Annotated in this window: 15 protein-coding genes; 11 read left to right on the top strand and 4 right to left on the bottom strand. The window is 59.7% G+C overall.

Annotation, left to right across the window (positions count from 1 at the left end; all coding sequences use genetic code 11):
* Nucleotides 1–33 precede the first annotated feature (33 nt).
* The 3 genes from dapD (at nucleotide 34) to VY732_RS05560 (ending at nucleotide 2,808) form a co-directional block, all read left to right on the top strand.
* Nucleotides 34–1,068: a 2,3,4,5-tetrahydropyridine-2,6-dicarboxylate N-succinyltransferase gene (gene dapD / locus VY732_RS05570; protein WP_077571310.1), complete on the top strand. Its 1,035-nt coding sequence runs from the start codon at nucleotides 34–36 to the stop codon at nucleotides 1,066–1,068.
* Nucleotides 1,069–1,201: 133 nt separating this feature from the next.
* Nucleotides 1,202–2,407 carry an aminotransferase class V-fold PLP-dependent enzyme gene (locus VY732_RS05565; protein WP_331694878.1) on the top strand — a complete coding sequence of 402 codons (1,206 nt, stop codon included), beginning with the start codon at nucleotides 1,202–1,204 and terminating at the stop codon, nucleotides 2,405–2,407.
* Complete coding sequence (locus VY732_RS05560; RefSeq protein WP_331694877.1) at nucleotides 2,404–2,808, top strand: SufE family protein; 405 nt, start codon at nucleotides 2,404–2,406, stop codon at nucleotides 2,806–2,808. Before VY732_RS05565 ends, VY732_RS05560 begins: the two co-directional genes overlap by 4 nt.
* Before the next feature lie 102 nt (nucleotides 2,809–2,910).
* Here the strand turns inward: VY732_RS05560 and tcdA are convergent, their stop codons facing one another.
* Nucleotides 2,911–3,723: a tRNA cyclic N6-threonylcarbamoyladenosine(37) synthase TcdA gene (gene tcdA / locus VY732_RS05555; RefSeq protein ID WP_439848418.1), complete on the bottom strand. Its 813-nt coding sequence runs from the start codon at nucleotides 3,721–3,723 to the stop codon at nucleotides 2,911–2,913.
* A 220-nt stretch (nucleotides 3,724–3,943) separates the two neighbouring features.
* On the opposite strand from tcdA, the gene VY732_RS05550 reads away from it, so the two are divergent.
* The 4 genes from VY732_RS05550 to VY732_RS05535 all read left to right on the top strand — a co-directional run bounded on the left by VY732_RS05550 (nucleotide 3,944) and on the right by VY732_RS05535 (nucleotide 9,187).
* Nucleotides 3,944–6,535, top strand: a complete 2,592-nt coding sequence (locus VY732_RS05550) for a glycosyltransferase (RefSeq protein ID WP_212622877.1) — start codon at nucleotides 3,944–3,946, stop codon at nucleotides 6,533–6,535.
* A 238-nt stretch (nucleotides 6,536–6,773) separates the two neighbouring features.
* On the top strand, nucleotides 6,774–7,925 hold the full coding sequence (dapE, locus tag VY732_RS05545; RefSeq protein WP_095050390.1) for a succinyl-diaminopimelate desuccinylase: 1,152 nt from the start codon (nucleotides 6,774–6,776) through the stop codon (nucleotides 7,923–7,925).
* Complete coding sequence (locus VY732_RS05540) at nucleotides 7,925–8,734, top strand: putative RNA methyltransferase (RefSeq protein ID WP_331694876.1); 810 nt, start codon at nucleotides 7,925–7,927, stop codon at nucleotides 8,732–8,734. The genes dapE and VY732_RS05540 overlap by 1 nt, the downstream gene beginning before the upstream one ends.
* A gap of 75 nt (nucleotides 8,735–8,809) precedes the next feature.
* A complete protein-coding gene (locus VY732_RS05535; RefSeq protein WP_064120729.1) occupies nucleotides 8,810–9,187 on the top strand; it encodes a hypothetical protein in 378 nt (125 codons plus the stop codon).
* Between the two features lie 139 nt (nucleotides 9,188–9,326).
* On the opposite strand, the gene VY732_RS05530 is transcribed toward VY732_RS05535, so the two are convergent.
* Complete coding sequence (locus VY732_RS05530) at nucleotides 9,327–9,536, bottom strand: cold-shock protein (RefSeq protein WP_007908870.1); 210 nt, start codon at nucleotides 9,534–9,536, stop codon at nucleotides 9,327–9,329.
* 238 nt (nucleotides 9,537–9,774) lie between these two features.
* Between VY732_RS05530 and plsB the strand changes: the two genes are divergently transcribed.
* From plsB to VY732_RS05510, 4 genes are all read left to right on the top strand, one after another.
* The gene (gene plsB, locus VY732_RS05525; RefSeq protein ID WP_331694875.1) at nucleotides 9,775–12,273 is read left to right on the top strand and encodes a glycerol-3-phosphate 1-O-acyltransferase PlsB; all 2,499 of its coding nucleotides are present in this window, start codon (nucleotides 9,775–9,777) and stop codon (nucleotides 12,271–12,273) included.
* Between the two features lie 97 nt (nucleotides 12,274–12,370).
* Entirely contained in the window at nucleotides 12,371–13,057 is a 687-nt protein-coding gene (locus VY732_RS05520; RefSeq protein WP_331694874.1) for a hypothetical protein, read from the top strand.
* Between the two features lie 51 nt (nucleotides 13,058–13,108).
* Nucleotides 13,109–13,507, top strand: coding sequence for a YbaY family lipoprotein (locus VY732_RS05515; protein WP_331694873.1), 399 nt, complete (start codon nucleotides 13,109–13,111; stop codon nucleotides 13,505–13,507).
* A gap of 40 nt (nucleotides 13,508–13,547) precedes the next feature.
* A complete protein-coding gene (locus tag VY732_RS05510; protein WP_331694872.1) occupies nucleotides 13,548–14,237 on the top strand; it encodes a DUF4197 domain-containing protein in 690 nt (229 codons plus the stop codon).
* Here the strand turns inward: VY732_RS05510 and VY732_RS05505 are convergent.
* Both VY732_RS05505 and VY732_RS05500 read right to left on the bottom strand, forming a co-directional pair.
* Entirely contained in the window at nucleotides 14,234–15,625 is a 1,392-nt protein-coding gene (locus VY732_RS05505; RefSeq protein WP_331694871.1) for a Fic family protein, read from the bottom strand. The two genes, VY732_RS05510 and VY732_RS05505, sit on opposite strands and share 4 nt — an antisense overlap.
* 1,429 nt (nucleotides 15,626–17,054) lie before the next feature.
* Nucleotides 17,055–20,123, bottom strand: a complete 3,069-nt coding sequence (locus VY732_RS05500) for an efflux RND transporter permease subunit (RefSeq protein ID WP_331694870.1) — start codon at nucleotides 20,121–20,123, stop codon at nucleotides 17,055–17,057.

Raw genomic sequence — 20,123 nt, 5'->3', positions numbered from 1 at the left:
GCAGCCCGTCACTCTTTGTAGAGGTGTATTTACATGTCCAATTCCCTGTTCAGCATCGCTTTTGGTGTCGGCACTCAGAACCGTCAAGGCGCGTGGCTGGAAGTGTTCTACGCACAGCCATTGCTCAACCCATCGGCCGAACTGGTCGCGGCGGTTGCGCCGATCCTCGGTTACACCGAAGGCAACCAGGCCATCACCTTCACCACCGCTCAGGCTGCGCAACTGGCCGAAGCCGTGAAAGGCATCGACGCCGTGCAAGGCAAGCTGCTGACCCGTCTGGCTGAAAGCCACAAGCCGCTGGTCGCCACTTTGCTGGCTGAAGACGCACAGCTGACTTCGACCCCTGAGGCTTACCTCAAGCTGCACCTGCTGTCGCACCGTCTGGTCAAGCCACACGGCGTGAGCCTGGCCGGGATCTTCCCGCTGCTGCCGAACGTTGCCTGGACCAGCCAAGGTGCTGTTGACCTGAGCGAACTGGCGGAAATGCAACTGGAAGCCCGTCTGCGTGGCGAGCTGCTGGAAGTGTTCTCGGTGGACAAGTTCCCGAAAATGACCGACTACGTGGTTCCGGCCGGCGTGCGTATCGCTGACGCGGCACGTCTGCGTCTGGGCGCCTACGTAGGCGAAGGCACCACCGTGATGCACGAAGGTTTCATCAACTTCAACGCCGGCACCGAAGGCCCGGGCATGATCGAAGGCCGCGTTTCCGCTGGCGTATTCGTCGGCAAGGGCTCGGACCTGGGCGGCGGTTGCTCGACCATGGGCACCCTGTCGGGCGGCGGCAACATCGTGATCAAGGTCGGCGAAGGCTGCCTGATCGGCGCCAACGCCGGTATCGGTATCCCGTTAGGCGACCGTAACACCGTTGAGTCGGGCCTGTACGTGACCGCCGGTACCAAGGTGGCGCTGCTCGACGAAAACAACAATCTGGTCAAGGTTGTGAAAGCGCGTGAATTGGCTGGTCAGACTGACCTGCTGTTCCGTCGCAATTCGGAAACCGGTGCCGTGGAGTGCAAAACTCACAAGTCGGCGATCGAACTGAACGAAGCGCTGCACGCTCACAACTAAGTGCTTGGATAATCCATTGTAGGAGTGAGCCTGCTCGCGATGCTTTTAGCGCCCTCACGGACGCCATCGCGAGCAGGCTCACTCCTACAGGATTTGGCGTACATCCCGCCCCTCTTCACCAGGGCTAAAGACCGTGATGATTCCCTCCCCGTGGCGCGCCGATTTCCCGGCCATCGCCGCCCTGCAACGGCAAGACCAGACCTATCTGGACAACGCTGCCACCACGCAAAAACCCCAGGCCCTGCTCGACGCGCTGACGCATTACTACGCCAATGGCGCGGCCAATGTGCATCGCGCGCAACACCTGCCCGGCGCTCACGCGACGCAGGCGTTCGAGGACAGTCGGCTGAAGGTTGCCCAGTGGCTGAATGCCGGTGACAGCGGGCAGATCGTCTTTACCCACGGCGCCACCAGTGCGCTGAATCTCCTGGCCTATGGCCTCGAACATCTTTTCCACCCGGGCGATGAAATTGTCATCAGCGCCCTGGAGCATCACGCCAACCTGCTGCCGTGGCAGCAACTGGCGCAACGGCGCAACCTGAAACTGGTGATTTTGCCGCTGGACGCCGACGGCCTGATCGACCTCGCCGCTGCCGTGCATTTGATCGGCCCGCGCACGCGATTGCTGGCGGTCAGTCAGTTGTCCAACGTGCTCGGTGCGTGGCAACCGTTGCCGGCCTTGCTCGGCATGGCCAAGGCGCAGAACGCGCTGACTGTAGTCGATGGCGCGCAAGGCGTGGTCCATGGTCGGCATGACGTGCAGGCGCTGGGTTGCGACTTTTATGTGTTTTCCAGCCACAAGCTCTATGGGCCGGATGGCCTCGGCGTGCTATTCGGGCGCAATGCAGCACTTGAGCAGTTGAAGCCCTGGCAGTTCGGCGGTGAGATGGTGCTGGAAGCCAATTATCACGACGCGCGCTTTCGCCCGGCGCCACTGGGTTTTGAAGCGGGCACGCCGCCAATTGCCAGTGTGATCGGCCTCGGCGCGACACTCGATTATCTGGCGGGTCTGGATCAGGACGCGGTGTCGGCCCACGAAGCGGCGCTACATGATTATTTGCTGCGTGGACTCGCGGCGCGTAACGGCATTCGCTTGCTCGGCAATCCACAACTGGCGCTGGCCAGTTTTATCGTCGAAGGTGTGCATAACGCTGATTTGGCGCATTTGCTGACGGAGCAAGGCATCGCCGTGCGCGCCGGCCATCACTGCGCGATGCCGCTGTTGAAAAGCTTTGAGGTGGCCGGAGCGATTCGGGTGTCGCTTGCGCTGTACAACGATTCGGAAGATCTGGAGCGCTTTTTTGAAGCACTGGATCAGGCGCTGGAGTTGTTGCGATGAGTTTGCCGGTCGAAGCGGCAGAGGCGTTGCAGACTTTTCAGAACGCGGCCGGCTGGGAACAGCGGGCGCGGTTGTTGATGCAGTTTGGTGATCGTCTGCCGCCGCTTGGTGATGCGGATAAGTGCGAGGCCAACCGGGTGCATGGCTGTGAGAGTCAGGTGTGGCTGGTTGGATCGTTGCGTAACGGTTACTGGCAGTTCAGCGCGAGCAGCGATGCGCGGATGATTCGTGGCTTGGTGGCGTTGCTGTTATTGCGAGTTAACGGCTTGTCGGCCGCTGAGTTGCAGCAGGTTGATTTGCCGGACTGGTTTAATCAATTAGGTCTTTCGCGCCAGCTATCGCCATCGCGCAGTAATGGCTTGAATGCCGTGCTCCAGCGAATGAATGAGTTGGCGCTTTAAAGCGGCTGCTTCGCAGCCATCGCGAGCAGGCTCACTCCTACAATTGGAATGCGTTCCCCTGTAGGAGTGAGCCTGCTCGCGATAAGGCCATAAGCCCCACCATCAAATCTGAGGTTTGACTCGGTCAGCCGGGCGCCGCACACCCGCGACAATCTTGTCCACAGCCTTGGTCGCCGCGACCATGCCAAACGTCGCCGTGACCATCATCACCGCGCCAAATCCACCGGCGCAGTCCAGTTTCACGCCATCGCCAACAAAACTCTTCTGCAAGCAAATGCTGCCATCCGGCTTCGGATAACGCAGTTGTTCCGTGGAAAACACACACGGCACGCTGTAATGGCGGGTCACGGTGCGCGAGAAGCCATAATCACGACGCAACGTCGAGCGCACTTTCGACGCCAATGGATCGTTGAAGGTGCGGTTTAGATCGCACACCTGAATCAACGTTGGATCAATCTGCCCGCCCGCGCCACCCGTGGTGATGATCTGGATCTTGCGGCGCTTGCACCAGGCGATCAGCGCAGCCTTGGCGTTGACCGCGTCGATGCAGTCGATCACGCAATCAATATTCGACGTGATGTATTCGGCCATGGTCTCGCGGGTGACGAAATCCGCCACCGCGTGCACGGTGCAATCCGGGTTGATCCCGCGCAGACGCTCGGCCATCACTTCGACCTTGGGCTTGCCGACGGTGCTGTCGAGCGCGTGTAACTGGCGGTTGGCGTTGCTGACGCAGACGTCATCAAGGTCGAACAGCGAAATCTCGCCGACGCCACAACGGGCCATGGCTTCCGCCGCCCAGGAACCGACACCACCGACGCCGACAATCGCCACATGGGCCGCGCGCAGGCGCGCCAAGCCCTCGATGCCATACAAACGGGCAATGCCTGCAAACCGCGGATCTTCTGTACTCATGACCATTACCCCAAAAACCGGCGCGCATTATAGGGCTACACAGCGACAAGTTTTAAGCTTCGAGCTACAAGTGTAAGAACTTAAGTCAAAGTCGGCTGCCCAATGTCGGGCATTTCCCTGTCTGATGTACGACTTGCGAACTGCCGGTGTAGGATGCGCGCCCCTCGGGCGTCTAGCCGACCGATCCTCCGTTCCACAGCCTTTGGAACCCGAAATAGCTATGTCATCGCGTAAATTTGGACTCAACCTGGTGGTGGTTCTGGCAATCGCCGCCCTGTTCACCGGTTTCTGGGCGCTGATCAATCGCCCGGTTTCCGCGCCGAACTGGCCGGAGCAGATCTCCGGTTTCTCCTATTCGCCGTTCCAGCAGGGACAATATCCGCAGAAAGATCAGTATCCGTCTGACGACGAAATGCGCCGCGATCTGGAGATCATGAGCAAGTTGACGGACAACATCCGCATCTACTCGGTCGACGGTTCGCTGCAAGACATCCCGAAACTGGCTGAAGAGTTCGGCCTGCGCGTGACCCTGGGGATCTGGATCAGCCCCGACCAGGAACGCAACGAACGGGAAATCACCCGCGCCATCGAACTGGCCAACACCTCGCGCAGCGTGGTTCGTGTGGTGGTCGGTAACGAAGCGATCTTCCGCAAGGAAATCACCGCCCAAGAGCTGAGCGTATTGCTCGATCGCGTGCGCGCAGCGGTGAAAGTGCCGGTGACCACCTCTGAGCAATGGCACGTCTGGGAAGAACACCCGGAGCTGGCCAAGCACGTTGACCTGATCGCCGCCCACGTTCTGCCGTACTGGGAGTTCATCCCGGTCGACAAGGCCGGGCAGTTCGTGTTCGACCGTGCCCGCGATCTGAAAAAGATGTTCCCGAAAAAACCGCTGCTGCTCTCCGAGGTCGGCTGGCCGAGCAACGGTCGCATGCGCGGTGGCGCCGATGCGTCGCCGGCGGATCAAGCGATTTACCTGCGTACCCTGGTCAACAAGCTCAATCGCCAAGGCTTCAACTACTTCGTGATCGAAGCGTTTGACCAGCCGTGGAAGGCCAGCGACGAAGGTTCGGTGGGCGCGTACTGGGGCGTGTTCAACGCCGCGCGGCAGCAGAAATTCAACTTCGAAGGCCCGGTGGTCGCGATCCCGCAATGGCGCGTGCTGGCGATCGGTTCGGTGGTGCTGGCGCTGTTGTCGCTGACCTTGCTGATGATCGACGGCTCGGCCCTGCGTCAACGCGGGCGGATCTTCCTGACCTTTATCGCCTTCCTTTGCGGTTCGGTGCTGGTGTGGATCGGTTACGACTACAGCCTGCAATACAGCACGTGGTTCAGTTTGACGGTGGGCTTCCTCTTGGCGCTGGGTGCGCTCGGGGTGTTTATCGTGTTGCTGACCGAAGCGCATGAATTGGCCGAAGCGGTGTGGATTCACAAGCGGCGGCGCGAATTTCTGCCGGTCGAGGGCGACTCCAGCTATCGCCCGAAAGTCTCGATCCACGTGCCGTGCTACAACGAGCCGCCGGAGATGGTCAAACAGACCCTCGACGCACTGGCAGCGCTCGATTATCCGGACTACGAAGTCCTGATCATCGACAACAACACCAAGGATCCGGCGGTGTGGGAGCCGGTGCGCGATTATTGCGAAACCCTCGGTCCGCGCTTCAAGTTCTTCCACGTCTCGCCGCTGGCCGGTTTCAAGGGTGGTGCGCTGAACTACCTGATTCCGCACACCGCCAAGGATGCCGAAGTGATCGCCGTGATCGACTCCGATTACTGCGTGCATCCGAACTGGCTCAAGCACATGGTGCCGCACTTCGCCGACCCGAAAATCGCTGTGGTGCAATCGCCGCAGGATTATCGCGACCAGAACGAAAGCACCTTCAAGAAGCTCTGCTACGCCGAATACAAAGGTTTCTTCCACATCGGCATGGTCACCCGTAACGACCGTGACGCGATCATTCAGCACGGCACCATGACCATGACCCGTCGTTCGGTGCTGGAAGAATTGGGTTGGGCCGACTGGTGCATCTGTGAAGATGCCGAACTCGGTCTGCGCGTGTTCGAAAAAGGCCTGTCGGCGGCGTATTACCACGACAGCTACGGCAAGGGCCTGATGCCGGATACGTTTATCGACTTCAAGAAACAGCGTTTCCGTTGGGCGTACGGCGCGATCCAGATCATCAAACGCCACACCGGCAGCCTGCTGCGCGGCAAGGACACCGAGCTGACCCGTGGCCAGCGTTATCATTTCCTCGCGGGCTGGTTGCCGTGGGTGGCGGACGGCATGAATATCTTCTTCACCGTCGGTGCGCTGTTGTGGTCGGCGGCAATGATCATCGTGCCGCAACGCGTCGATCCGCCGCTGCTGATCTTCGCAATCCCGCCACTGGCGCTGTTCGTGTTCAAGGTCGGCAAGATCATCTTCCTCTACCGTCGCGCCGTCGGCGTGAACCTGAAGGATGCATTCTGCGCGGCACTGGCCGGGCTGGCGTTGTCGCACACCATCGCCAAAGCGGTGCTGTACGGTTTCTTCACCAGCAGCATTCCGTTCTTCCGCACGCCGAAAAACGCCGACAACCACGGCTTCTGGGTGGCGATTTCCGAAGCGCGGGAAGAGCTGTTCATCATGCTGCTGTTGTGGGGCGCGGCGCTGGGGATCTTCCTGGTCAATGGCATGCCAAGCAACGACATGCGTTTCTGGGTGGTGATGTTGCTGGTGCAGTCGCTGCCGTATCTGGCGGCGCTGATCATGGCGTTCCTGTCGTCGTTGCCGAAACCGGCCGCTGCGCCTGAGCCGGCGCCGGTCGTCTAAATCCTCATCGATGCACTAAACGGCGGCCAATGGTCGCCGTTTTGCTTTAAGATAACCGCCATTTTGCGGGGCTTGGCGTGATACGCGGTGTAACCGACCGAACCCAATCCCTGTGGGAGCGAGCTTGCTCGCGAAGGCTTTGTAACATTCAACCCTTATGTTGCCTGATACACCGCATTCGCGAGCAGGCTCGCTCCCACATTGGCCCTCGCTCAAATTCATGATCCCGGAGTTTTCCATGACGGCCCACGCCGACCTTTCGCCGACCCTCCAACTCGCCATCGACCTGATCCGCCGTCCGTCCGTGACGCCGGTCGACGCCGATTGCCAGAAGCAGATGATGCAGCGCCTGGGCGATGCCGGTTTCAGCCTCGAGCCGATGCGCATCGAAGATGTGGATAACTTCTGGGCGACCCACGGCAACAACGACGGCCCCGTGCTGTGCTTCGCCGGCCACACCGACGTGGTGCCGACCGGTCCGGTCACCGCATGGCAGATCGACCCGTTCAACGCACTGATCGACGAACACGGCATGCTCTGCGGCCGTGGCGCGGCAGACATGAAAGGCAGCCTGGCGTCGATGACCGTCGCCGCTGAGCGTTTCGTCGCCGATTACCCGAACCACAAGGGCAAGGTCGCGTTCCTGATCACCAGCGATGAAGAAGGCCCGGCGCACCACGGCACTAAAGCGGTGGTCGAGCGTTTGGCCGCGCGTAACGAGCGTCTGGACTGGTGCATCGTCGGCGAACCGTCGAGCACCACTTTGGTTGGTGACGTGGTGAAGAACGGTCGTCGCGGCTCGCTGGGCGCCAAGCTCACCGTCAAAGGCATTCAGGGCCACGTCGCTTACCCACATCTGGCGAAGAATCCTATTCACCTCGCGGCTCCGGCACTGGCCGAACTGGCTGCCGAGCATTGGGATCACGGTAACGATTTCTTCCCGCCGACCAGTTTCCAGATCTCCAACGTCAACTCCGGCACCGGCGCGACCAACGTGATTCCGGGCGATCTGGTGGCGGTGTTCAACTTCCGGTTCTCCACCGAGTCGACCGTCGAAGGCCTGCAGAAACGCGTGGCCGATATTCTCGACAAGCACGATCTGGACTGGCACATCGACTGGGCGCTGTCCGGCCTGCCGTTCCTCACCGAACCGGGCGCGCTGCTCGACGCGGTGTCGGCGAGCATCAAGGACATCACCGGCCGTGAGACCAAAGCGTCGACCAGCGGTGGCACCTCCGATGGCCGCTTTATCGCGACCATGGGCACGCAGGTTGTTGAACTGGGCCCGGTCAACGCGACCATTCACCAGGTCAACGAGCGCGTGCTGGCGGCGGATCTCGATGTACTGACCGAGATCTACTACCAGACCCTGATCAAGTTGCTCGCCTGATGCTCGCTTGCCCCATCTGCAGTGAACCGCTTAATACGGCGGACAACGGCGTGGTTTGCCCCGCCGGCCACCGCTTCGACCGTGCGCGCCAGGGTTACCTGAACCTGCTGCCGGTGCAGCACAAGAACAGCCGCGACCCTGGCGACAACCAGGCCATGGTCGAGGCGCGCCGGGACTTTCTGAATGCCGGGCATTACGCGCCGGTGGCCAAGCGTCTGGCCGAACTGGCGGCGAGTTATGCGCCGGATCGCTGGGTCGACATCGGTTGTGGCGAGGGTTACTACACCGCGCAGATTGCCGAGGCCTTGCCGAACGCCGATGGCTACGCGCTGGATATTTCCCGCGAGGCGGTCAAACGCGCCTGCAAGCGCAACCCGGCGATTAGCTGGTTGATCGCCAGCATGGCCCGTGTGCCGTTGGCGTCGGGCAGTTGCCAGTTTCTCGCCAGCGTTTTCAGTCCACTGGATTGGGAAGAAGCCAAGCGTTTGCTCAGTGTCGGCGGTGGCCTGATGAAAGTCGGCCCGACCAGCGGCCACCTGATGGAACTGCGCGAACGCCTGTACGACGAAGTTCGCGAATACACCGACGACAAGCATCTGGCCCTGGTGCCGGAAGGCATGGCGCTGGCGCACAGTGAAACCCTGGAATTCAAGCTAACGCTGGACAAGCCCGAGGATCGCGCCAACCTGTTGGCGATGACACCCCACGGCTGGCGCGCCAGTGCCGAGCGTCGTGCGGCGGTGATCGAACAGGCCGAGCCTTTCGAGACCACCGTGTCGATGCGCTACGATTATTTCGTTCTTCAATAACTTTTGGTCTCGGGCGAGTGCCCGGGGCCGGCTAAATCCGCGAATGGATTTTTCAGACCCGCAGTGAGGACATCCATGCGCCAACCGGACATCGAGATTTACCTGAAAGACGCCGACGTCGACCACAAGGCCATTTCGGCCTGGCTGGGCGAAGCGTTGGGCCCGTGCAGCGACTGGGTACAGAAAGGCCAGACTTACAAGTGCAAGGCCGGCAACGTGCCAGTGACCTGGCTGCCGAAAGCCGTGGGCAAATGGAACAGCCTGTATCTGGAAAGCGACCAGACGCCGTGGGACGACGACATCGCCTGCGCCCGCGCCGCATTCGCTGCGCTGAACGTCGAAGTGCGTTGCGCGCCGGGGACGTGGGTTGAAGAAGAAGGTGAGGAGACAGCGGATCGCTGGATGCGCATCAGCGCAGACGGTGAAGAAGAAATCACCTGGAAAACCGCGTAACAACAGGCAACATAGATCCCATGTGGGAGCGAGCCTGCTCGCGAATGCGGTGTATCAGTCACCATTCATATCGACTGACACTACGCATTCGCGAGCAGGCTCGCTCCCACAGTGGTTTTTGGCGTTCTGGAGGTTTGTGTTACAGGCCTACCACATCCTCAGCCTGCAAACCCTTCTCGCCAGTAATCACTGCGTACTCGACCTGCTGGCCTTCGGTCAGCGACCGATGCCCTTCGCCACGAATCGCGCGGTAGTGCACGAACACGTCCACCCCGTCTTCGCGCTGAATAAAACCGTAGCCTTTGGCGTCGTTGAACCACTTCACGTTGCCGGTTTCACGTGTTGCCATCTGTTCATACTCCTTTTTTATTATTGAACAGGCTTTTCGCAGGAAAGCCTTAGAGGAACGTCAGCCTGCGTCCGACGTCCATAAAAGGGCCCCGGCGACAGACCGCCGAGTATATGACAGGTGCGGAAAGTCTCAACAGGAGATTACTTCGCCGCTTTTTTGCCGATTTTCAGTGAATCCGGCACACTATCGCCCTCCCGAGCAAACGCTCGGTTTTATCCACTCATGCAGAAGCCGTATGACCCGTTCCCCGTTCCGCCGTCTTGTGTTTGGCACCCTGCGCCGACTGTTGTACCTCTGGGTCCGCTCGGAGACGATCAACCAGTCGTCGTTCACCCTCAACCTCGACCGCAGTCGTCCGGTGTTCTACGTCCTGCAAAACCCTTCGCTGACCGATCTGGCCGTGCTCGACACCGAGTGCACCAAGGCCGGTCTGCCGCGTCCGGTGCTGCCGGTATCGGTGGGTTCGCTGATCGAACCGGCGGCGTTCTTCTACCTGACGCCGGATCCGGACTGGCTCGGCCGTCAGGACAAACGCGGTGCGCCGCCGACCCTGACCCGCCTGGTCAGCGCGCTCACCCAGAATGCTGCCGAAGATGCGCAAATCATCCCGGTCAGCGTGTTCTGGGGCCAATCGCCGGACAGCGAAAACAGTCCGTGGAAGCTGCTGTTCGCCGACAGCTGGGCCGTTACCGGACGTCTGCGTCGGCTACTGAGCATCATCGTCCTGGGGCGTAAAACCCGCGTGCAGTTCTCCGCGCCGATCCACCTGCGTGAACTGATCGAGCACAACAAGGGCCACGAACGCACCGTGCGCATGGCCCAGCGCATTCTGCGCGTGCACTTCCGCAACCTCAAAGCCGCGGTCATCGGCCCGGACATTTCCCACCGCCGTAACCTGGTCAAAGGCCTGCTCAACCAGCCGTTGGTCAAGCAAGCGATCCTCGACGAAGCCGAGCGCGAAAACATCTCGCCGGAGAAAGCCAAGGCGCAGGCCCTGCGTTACGGCAACGAAATCGCGTCGGACTACACCTACACCGCGATCCGCTTCCTTGAAGTGGTGCTGAGCTGGTTCTGGAACAAGATTTACGACGGCATCAAGGTCAACCACATCGAAGGCGTGCAGAAAGTCGCGCAAGGTCACGAAGTGATCTACGTGCCGTGCCACCGCAGCCACATCGACTACCTGCTGCTCTCGTATTTGCTGTTCCGCAACGGCCTGACCCCGCCGCACATTGCCGCCGGGATCAACCTGAACATGCCGGTGATCGGCAGCTTGCTGCGCCGTGGCGGCGCGTTCTTCATGCGCCGCACGTTCAAGGGCAATCCGCTGTACACCTCGGTGTTCAACGAGTACCTGCACACGCTGTTCACCAAAGGTTTCCCGGTCGAGTATTTCGTTGAGGGTGGGCGCTCGCGCACCGGGCGCATGCTGCAACCGAAAACCGGCATGCTCGCCATCACCCTGCGCAGCTTCCTGCGTTCGTCGCGCATGCCGATCGTGTTTGTGCCGGTGTACATCGGTTATGAGCGCGTGCTGGAAGGTCGAACTTACCTCGGCGAACTGCGCGGCGCGAGCAAGAAGAAAGAATCGATCTTTGATATTTTCAAAGTCATCGGCGCGCTCAAGCAGCGTTTCGGTCAGGTCGCAGTGAACTTCGGTGAGCCAATCAAACTGGCGGAATTCCTCGACGCCGAGCAACCGGACTGGCGCCAGCAGGAACTCGGCCCGCAGTACAAACCGGCGTGGCTCAACGAAACCACCAATCGCCTCGGCGAGAAAGTCGCGCAGCATCTGAACGAAGCGGCGGCGATCAACCCGGTCAACCTGGTGGCGCTGGCGCTACTGTCGACTACGCGTCTGGCGCTGGATGATCGCGCCATGGCGCGAGTGCTGGATCTGTACCTGGCGCTGCTGCGCAAAGTCCCGTACTCGCCGCACACCACGCTGCCGGAAGGCGATGGCCGCGCGCTGATCGAGCATGTGAAGGACATGGACCTGCTCGCCGAGCAGAACGATGCGCTGGGCAAGATTCTCTATCTGGATGAGCAGAATGCCGTCCTGATGACTTACTACCGCAACAACGTGTTGCACATCTTCGCGTTGCCGGCACTGCTCGCGAGTTTCTTCCAGAGTGCCTCGCGCATGAGCCGCGAACAGATCCTGCGCTACACCCGCGCGCTGTATCCGTACTTGCAGTCGGAGCTGTTCATTCGCTGGACGCTGGATGAGTTGGACGGTGTGGTTGATCAGTGGCTCGAAGCGTTCGTCGAGCAAGGCCTGCTGCGTTTCGAGAAGGATGTGTACCTGCGTCCGGCGCCAAGTTCGCGGCACTTCGTCCTGCTGACGCTGCTGTCGAAGAGCATCGCCCAGACCTTGCAGCGCTTCTACATGACCGTGTCCTTGCTGCTCAACAGCGGCCAGAACAGCATCAGCGCCGAAGAGCTGGAAGACCTCTGTACGGTCATGGCTCAGCGCCTGTCGATCCTACACGGCCTGAATGCGCCGGAGTTCTTCGACAAGAGTCTGTTCCGTCACTTCATCCAGACGATGCTCGACCTCGACGTGCTGCGTCGCGACGAGGCCGGCAAGCTGAGCTATCACGAGCTGCTCGGCGAACTGGCTGAGGGTGCGGCCAAGCGAGTACTACCGGCGGATATTCGTTTGTCGATCCGTCAGGTGGCGTTGCATCGCAGTGAAGATGCGGCGGAAACCGCAGTGACCACCGAGGTCTGACACTTGTCGACAACTAACGGGCGCCCCGGCGGGTTCTCCCGTTAGTTGATTCGTGGATAAATAGGCTCACTTCAATAATCGCGATAAGGATATCGAGATGAGCCTATTACCCGAACAAACTTCCATCGTCACCGTCGACTTCCGTTTGCCCACTGACTTCCGCGCGCCCGCAGGCGGTGTGAATGAAACGGTGGTCAGCGTCAAAGTCGCCAATTCCACTTCTGCAATAAACATCAAGGACTGGCGACATTCTTCAATCTTCGATGTGGGCTGGAAGTTCTCCTTCCCGCATCACTACAGCGACGTCGGCGTGAAGTATCAGATCAACGTCCAGATGTTTCACGAGCAACAGCCTTTGTTGGTGGAACTGGACTACTTCGTTATCGTCAACGCAGCTCCACATCGGCAGACGCTGCACCTCAGCCCGATTGGCTTCCTGTATGTGGAAGTTCAAGCGCCCCAGGCAATCGCTGAACATGAAGCCGTAACGATCAGCCTGCACGATGTTGGCCATCCCGAAATGGAACTTGCCCGTGTCATGCATGATGAACAAACAGCTACCTCGTTTTATCTGCAATACGATCCGGGTAGCGTCATCGCCGGTAAACGCTATGAATTAAGCGGTATTGAAAACCGCTATCACCAATCGATTCCGGTAACGCCATGGCATGTCGAACTTGCGCCGGTTGCGCATCAGTCGAGTTCACGGTTATCCCTCTGGATTTCGCACTATCTGCAGAAACCCTTACGTTTGTTCACTGACGCTGGTGGCAAAATCCGCTAGATTTCTCTTCGGCGCCGGGATTCTTCCGGCGCAAAAGTATTAGAGGTTCCGATGAAAAAACTCACCCTTCTCGCCGCCGCCACGCTGTTGAGCGCCTGCCAATCGACCACTCCCGCCGGCAAGGCCAGCCTCGATGGCGAAGTGTTCTACCTGCAACGCATCGCTTTGCCACCGAGCGCGACCTTGAGCGTGAGCCTGCAAGACGTTTCCCTCGCCGATGCGCCAGCCGTGGTGCTGGACGAGCAGAAAGGCCCGATCAAAGGCCAGGTGCCACTGCCCTTCCACTTGAGCTACGATCCCGCCCAGGTCAAACCCGGCCATCGCTACTCGGTCAGTGCGCGCATTGAAATCAACGGCGAACTGATGTTCATCACCACCGAAAACCATGCCGTGCAACTCGACGGTAACGACCCGCAGCCGCTGAAAATCCGCGTCGACGCCGTTCGTTAATTCATTTTCCGCAGCCCTTTTCCGCAACAAGGAAGCCGCCATGTTCCGCCCTACCCTCCGCTTCGCCGGCCTGTGCGCAGGCCTGATGATCTCCGCCAGCGCGCTGGCGCTGTCGCTCAGTGACCTGTCGCAACAAGACGCCACCGGCGGCCTCAAGGATGCCCTGACCCAAGGCGCGCAAATCGCCGTCAAACAACTCGGCACACCCGGCGGTTTCAGCAACAACCCCGACGTGAAGATCGAACTGCCGGGCAAACTCGGCAAAGCCGCGAGCAAGATGAAAGCCTTCGGCATGGGCGCCCAGGTTGAAGAGCTGGAAACCGCGATGAACAAAGCGGCCGAATCCGCCGTGACTCAAGCCCAGCCAATCCTCGTCGACGCCGTGAAGAATATGAGCGTGGCAGACGCCAAAGGCATCCTCAGCGGCGGCAAGGACTCGGCCACGCAATACCTCGACAAATCCAGCCGCGAACAGATCCGCGCCAAGTTCCTGCCGATCGTCAAGCAAGCGACCGACAAGGTTGGCGTGGCGCAGAAGTACAACTCGTTTGCTGGTCAGGCTGCTGCGTTTGGCGTTGTTGATGCGAAGAGCGCCAATGTCGAAAACTACGTCACCGAACAAGCGCTCAATGGCTTGTTCGAAATGATCGGCAAACAGGAAGAAACCCTCCGTAAAAACCCGGCCGCTGCAGCGACCAGTCTGGCGAAGAAGGTGTTCGGCACGCTTTAAGCGGTCACGACATGGGGGCGAAGGAATTCGCTCCCATGCTTACATCCACCTACAGGACTACGTAAAAAGAACACCCACTCCCGCCCCATCTTCCTTCGTTCAAAAACCCGCAACTCGTCTAATCCCTCTAGTGCCGACGCCGCCTCGCTATACGAGCAAGCAAAATTCTCAGCCACATTGCTCACGGTGAACTCCTTCGCCACTCCGTTTTTGGCCACCTCGTACAACGCGCGTTGTTTTTCCGTGAGTTGCTCAAAGAAGCCGCCATTCTTCAGCCTGCGCTCGAACGCTTCGGTGCACCCCACGCTCTTGCGGTAAACATCGGTAAACCCGAGCACCGCTCGCTGGATCACCGAACACTGGAATTCGATGAAGTACGTCAGATCCAACTCATCCGCCTCGGTATGCAGGTATGAACGTCCGTATTTCACCGGCGCATTACGCAGTAACAAACTGATCGCTACGTAGCGAAACCCCGCAAACTCGTTCTTGAACATGAACCAGTAAAACAACGCCCTGGCGACCCGCCCGTTGCCGTCGCGAAAGGGATGTTCGTAGCCCAAAGCAAAATGCAGCGTGATTGCCTTGATCAGTGGATGCAGGTAGCTCGTCTCTTGCGGTGAGCCTTCGGGCAGGTTGATCCAGTGCGACAGTCGCTCAAGCCGCGACACCAATCCTGCTGCAGGTGGCGGCCGGTGCACCGTGTTGCCCGCCCCGTCCTGAACGACCACTTCGTCATTGATCCTGAACACCCCGGGGGAATACTGCTCGTCATCGATACCCTCGACACCCACCCGATGAATCGCCGCAATCAACTCCACGCTCATGGGTTGGTAACGCATCTCCCAGGCAAAATTCATCATCCGGTAATTACCCAACACCATGCGCTCATCCGGAGTACGGGGCAGACGCTGCCGCTTGAGCATGTCCTTGGCCACGCGCGTGGTAGTCGCCGCGCCCTCCAGCTGACTACTGGCGATGGCCTCGTCTTCGATCAGATCGTTCAGCTGATAACTGAAATGCGCCCGCTCGCCAATCTGGCTGGTCATGTATTCCAGCGCTGCGGTACTGGCCTGCCGATCGACGATGGAGATGGTTTTCTGTGCCAGCGGCGTCAACAGATACTTGCCCCACTGCACCGGCTCGCCCAGTGGCAGAAGGTTAATGTACTGGGCCGCCCGCGCCTTCTTGACCAACGCCCAGCACAGCCTGGCATCCAGACCCGACGCCCAGCGATAACGCAACGCTTCGAATGGCAGATAACGACCTTGATCATCGAGCGGTTTGAGCAGCGCAAGATAATCAGCCAGACGATGTTTGTGGGGCGGGCGCACCAATAAGTCAAACACCGGGTCGGATCGGCCCTTCAAGGGTGGAGGCTTTTTCATCAAGGCGGACTCAAGGACTCTGGAAAAGCAGAGGCTTGAGTACAGCACTCGCGGCACCCAGACTCAATATCGGAGGTTTCTGAAAAAAATGTAGGAAGTGGCGGAGGCAGAGCGGGCTATGGTCGTCAGCTAGAGACTGGTCGGCTGTCAGGCCGCCTTCGCGAGCAGGCTCGCTCCTACAGTTGGATGGGGTACATCTGCGGAAAACAGGTCGGCTGTCGGGTCGCCTTCGCGAGCAGGCTCGCTCCCACAGTTGGATTGAGTACATCTGCGGAAAACAGGTCGGCTGTCGGGTCGCCTTCGCGAGCAGGCTCGCTCCTACAGTTGGATTGAGTACACCTGCGGAAAACAGGTCGGCTGTCGGGCCGCTTTCGCGAGCAGGCTCGCTCCTACAGTTGGATGGGGTACATCTGCAGAAACAGGTCGGCTGTCAGGCCGCTTTCGCGAGCAGGCTCACTCCTACAGTTGGATGGGGTACACCTGCGGAAAACAGGTCGGCTGTCGGGCCGCCTTCGCGAGCAGGCTCGCTCCAGTTGGATGGGGTACACCTGCGGAAAACAGGTCGGCTGTCGGGCCGCCTTTGCGAGCAGGCTCGCTCCCACAGTTGGATTGAGTACATCTGCGGAAAACAGGTCGGCTGTCGGGTCGCCTTCGCGAGCAGGCTCGCTCCCACAGTTGGATGGGGTACATCTGCGGAAAACAGGTCGGCTGTCGGGTCGCCTTCGCGAGCAGGCTCGCTCAGTTGGATTGAGTACACCAGCAGAAAACAGGTCGGCTGTCAGGCCGCCTTCGCGAGCAGGCTCACTCCTACAGTTGGATTGAGTACACCTGCGGAAAACAGGTCGGCTGTCAGGCCGCCTTCGCGAGCAGGCTCACTCCTACAGTTGGATGGGGTACACCTGCGGAAAACAGGTCGGCTGTCAGGCCGCTTTCGCGAGCAGGCTTGCTCCTACAGTTGGATGGGGTACACCTGCGGAAAACAGGTCGGCTGTCAGGCCGCCTTCGCGAGCAGGCTCGCTCCCACAGAAAAGCGAGAGCAGATCGCTTCTGCTCCTCACCACTCAACAGGATGAGCGTTAGCTCGGCTGCGGCTTTTGATCTTGATCTGAAGGCCCGTCGGCAGGCTGAGTGGAGGGATTGATCCGGGGGTGGGAGCGCAGCGACCGTTCGACGAAGTCGAACACATCGAAAGGAGGTGCAGCGAAGCAAACCGGAAGCGATGCCCCCGGATCGATCCCGGAGCGAAGGAACCCCGAGCCCCAGCGAGCGGGGCCGAACGTCAGGGCACAGACCTTTGGTTCCTTTGGGGCGTTTGCCAAAGGGACTCGCTGTAAGAGCGAAACCGCCAGCGGCAGCCCCCGAAGCAACGGATATTCACAAAGAACAACCAGAGCATGGTCGGCCCGAAGGCCGCCACGTCACAAAACAATCAAGCGTCCTTACGCACCCGGAACCAAGCCGCATACAAAGCAGGCAAAAACAACAGCGTCAACGCCGTCGCAACAATCAACCCGCCCATGATCGCCACCGCCATCGGCCCAAAAAACACACTCCGCGACAACGGAATCATCGCCAAAACCGCCGCCAACGCCGTCAACACAATCGGCCTGAAGCGTCGCACCGTAGCCTCGATAATCGCCTGCCAAGGCTTAAGCCCCGAAGCAATATCCTGCTCAATCTGATCCACCAGAATCACCGAATTACGCATGATCATCCCGGACAACGCAATCGTCCCCAACATCGCCACAAACCCGAACGGCTGACGGAACACCATCAAAAACAGCGTCACCCCGATCAACCCCAAAGGCGCCGTCAAAAACACCATCGCCGTGCGCGAAAAACTGCGCAACTGCACCATCAACAGCGTCAGCACCACGACAATGAACATCGGCACCCCGGCATTCACCGACTTCTGCCCACGCTCGGAATCCTCCACCGTACCGCCGACATCCAACAGATAACCATCCGGCAACTCGGCGCGAATCGAATCCAGTGTCGGCATGATCTGCTTGACCAACGTCGCCGGCTGCTCCTTGCCATAAATATCCGCGCGCACGGTCACGTTCGGCAGGCGATTGCGGTGCCAGATAATCCCCTCCTCAAAGCCATATTCCAGCGTGGCAATCTGCGACAACGCCACACTGCGGCCGTTATCCGTCGGCACCGCCAGACTCGGCAACAACGACAATTCGGTGCGTTCATGCACCGTGCCGCGCAACAGAATCTCGATCAACTCATTGTCTTCGCGATACTGACTGACACTCGACCCGGTCAACGAACTCTGCAGGAATTTCGCCAGATTGGCCGTGCTTACACCCAATGCCCGAGCGCGATCCTGATCGATGTTCAGATAAACAACCTTGCTCGGCTCTTCCCAATCCAGATGCACGTTGACCACATGCGGATTCTCGCGAACCTTGGCCGCCACCTTGCGCGCCAATGCGCGGACTTCTTCGATGTGTTCACCGGTGACGCGGAACTGCACCGGATAGCCAACCGGCGGGCCGTTTTCAAGTCGTGTAACCCGCGAACGCAAAGCGGGGAACTGTTCGTTCAGCGTTTCAATCAACCAGCTGCGCAGCGCTTCCCGCTCTTCGATGGTCTTCGCCAAGACCACAAACTGCGCGAAGCTCGCCGCCGGCAATTGCTGATCCAGCGGCAGATAGAAACGCGGCGAGCCGGTGCCGACGTAAGCCACGTAATTGTCGATGCCGGCGTGATCCTTGAGCATCGCCTCCAGCCGTTTGACCTCGCCAGTGGTATTGGCCAACGACGCACCTTCAGCGAGCTTCAGATCGACCATCAACTCCAGTCGATTTGAGGCCGGGAAAAACTGCTGCGGAACGAAGCGAAACAACATCACCGAGGCGATAAACAGCCCCACCGTCAGCACGATTACGGTCTTGCGATGCATCACGCACCACTCCACCAGCCGCCGAACCCGCTGATAAAACGGCGTGCCATACGGATCTGGCTGTCCATCGCCAGTGCCATGTTTGGCCGCATGAATTTTCGCCAGATCCGGCAGGAGTTTTTCCCCCAGATACGGCACGAACACCACCGCCGCCACCCATGACGCGAGCAACGCGATGGTCACCACTTGAAAGATCGAGCGTGTGTACTCGCCGGTACCGGACTGCGCCGTGGCAATCGGCAGAAACCCGGCGGCAGTAATCAATGTGCCGGTGAGCATCGGAAACGCGGTGCTGGTCCAGGCGTAGCTCGCCGCGCGGATGCGGTCGAAGCCCTGCTCCATTTTGATCGCCATCATTTCCACGGCGATGATCGCATCGTCCACCAGCAAGCCCAGCGCCAACACCAATGCGCCAAGGGAGATCTTGTGCAGGCCGATGCCGAGGTAATACATGCAGGCGAAGGTCATCGCCAGCACCAGCGGAATGGTCAGCGCCACGACCATGCCGGTACGCACGCCGAGGGAGAAGAAGCTCACCAGCAAGACAATCGCCAGCGCTTCGACCAGTACCTGAACGAACTCGCCGACCCCGGTTTTCACCGCCGCCGGCTGGTCGGAAACCTTGCGCAATTGCATACCGGCCGGAAGGTTTTTCTGGATGCGCGAGAACTCGCCTTCCAGCGCCTTGCCGAGCACCAGAATGTCACCGCCATCCTTCATCGCCACGGCGAGACCAATCGCGTCTTCGCCCATGAAGCGCATACGCGGCGCCGGTGGATCGTTGAAACCGCGACGCACGTCGGCCACATCGGAGATACGGAACGTACGATCGCCGACGCGGATCGGGAAGTTTTTTATCTCCTCGACCGTCTGAAAATTCCCTGAGACCCGTAGTTGCAAGCGCTCGCTACCGGTTTCAAAAAACCCGGCGGTCGACACCGCGTTCTGCTCTTGCAGCGCCTGTTGCACTGCCGCCAGCGGCAAGCCGAGGGTCGCCAGTTTGACGTTGGACAGCTCGACCCAGATCTTCTCGTCCTGCAAACCGAGCAAGTCGACCTTGCCGACATCCTTGACCCGCTGCAGCTGGATCTGGATGCGATCGGCGTAATCCTTGAGCACCGCGTAATCGAAACCGTCACCCGTCAGCGCATAGATATTGCCGAACGTGGTGCCGAATTCATCGTTGAAGAACGGCCCCTGAATATCCGGCGGTAACGTCTGGCGAATATCACTGACCTTCTTGCGCACCTGATACCAAAGATCGGGGATTTCCTTGGAGTGCATCGAGTCGCGGGCAATGAACGTCACTTGCGATTCACCGGGTCGCGAGAACGAGACGATGCGTTCGTACTCACCGGTTTCCATCAGTTTCTTTTCAATGCGTTCGGTGACCTGCCGCGAGACTTCCTGCGCCGTCGCACCCGGCCAACGGGTCTGAATCACCATGGCTTTGAAAGTGAACGGCGGGTCTTCGCTCTGGCCGAGTTTGGTGTAGGACAAGGCACCAACGATGGCCAGAAGAAGCATCAGGAACAGTACGATCTGGCGATTACGCAGCGCCCATTCGGAAAGGTTGAAGCGCAT

It is taken from the genome of Pseudomonas sp. ZY71 (assembly GCF_036542145.1).
GTDB lineage: Bacteria > Pseudomonadota > Gammaproteobacteria > Pseudomonadales > Pseudomonadaceae > Aquipseudomonas > Aquipseudomonas koreensis_A.
This window is presented reverse-complemented; position numbering and strand designations above follow the sequence as displayed.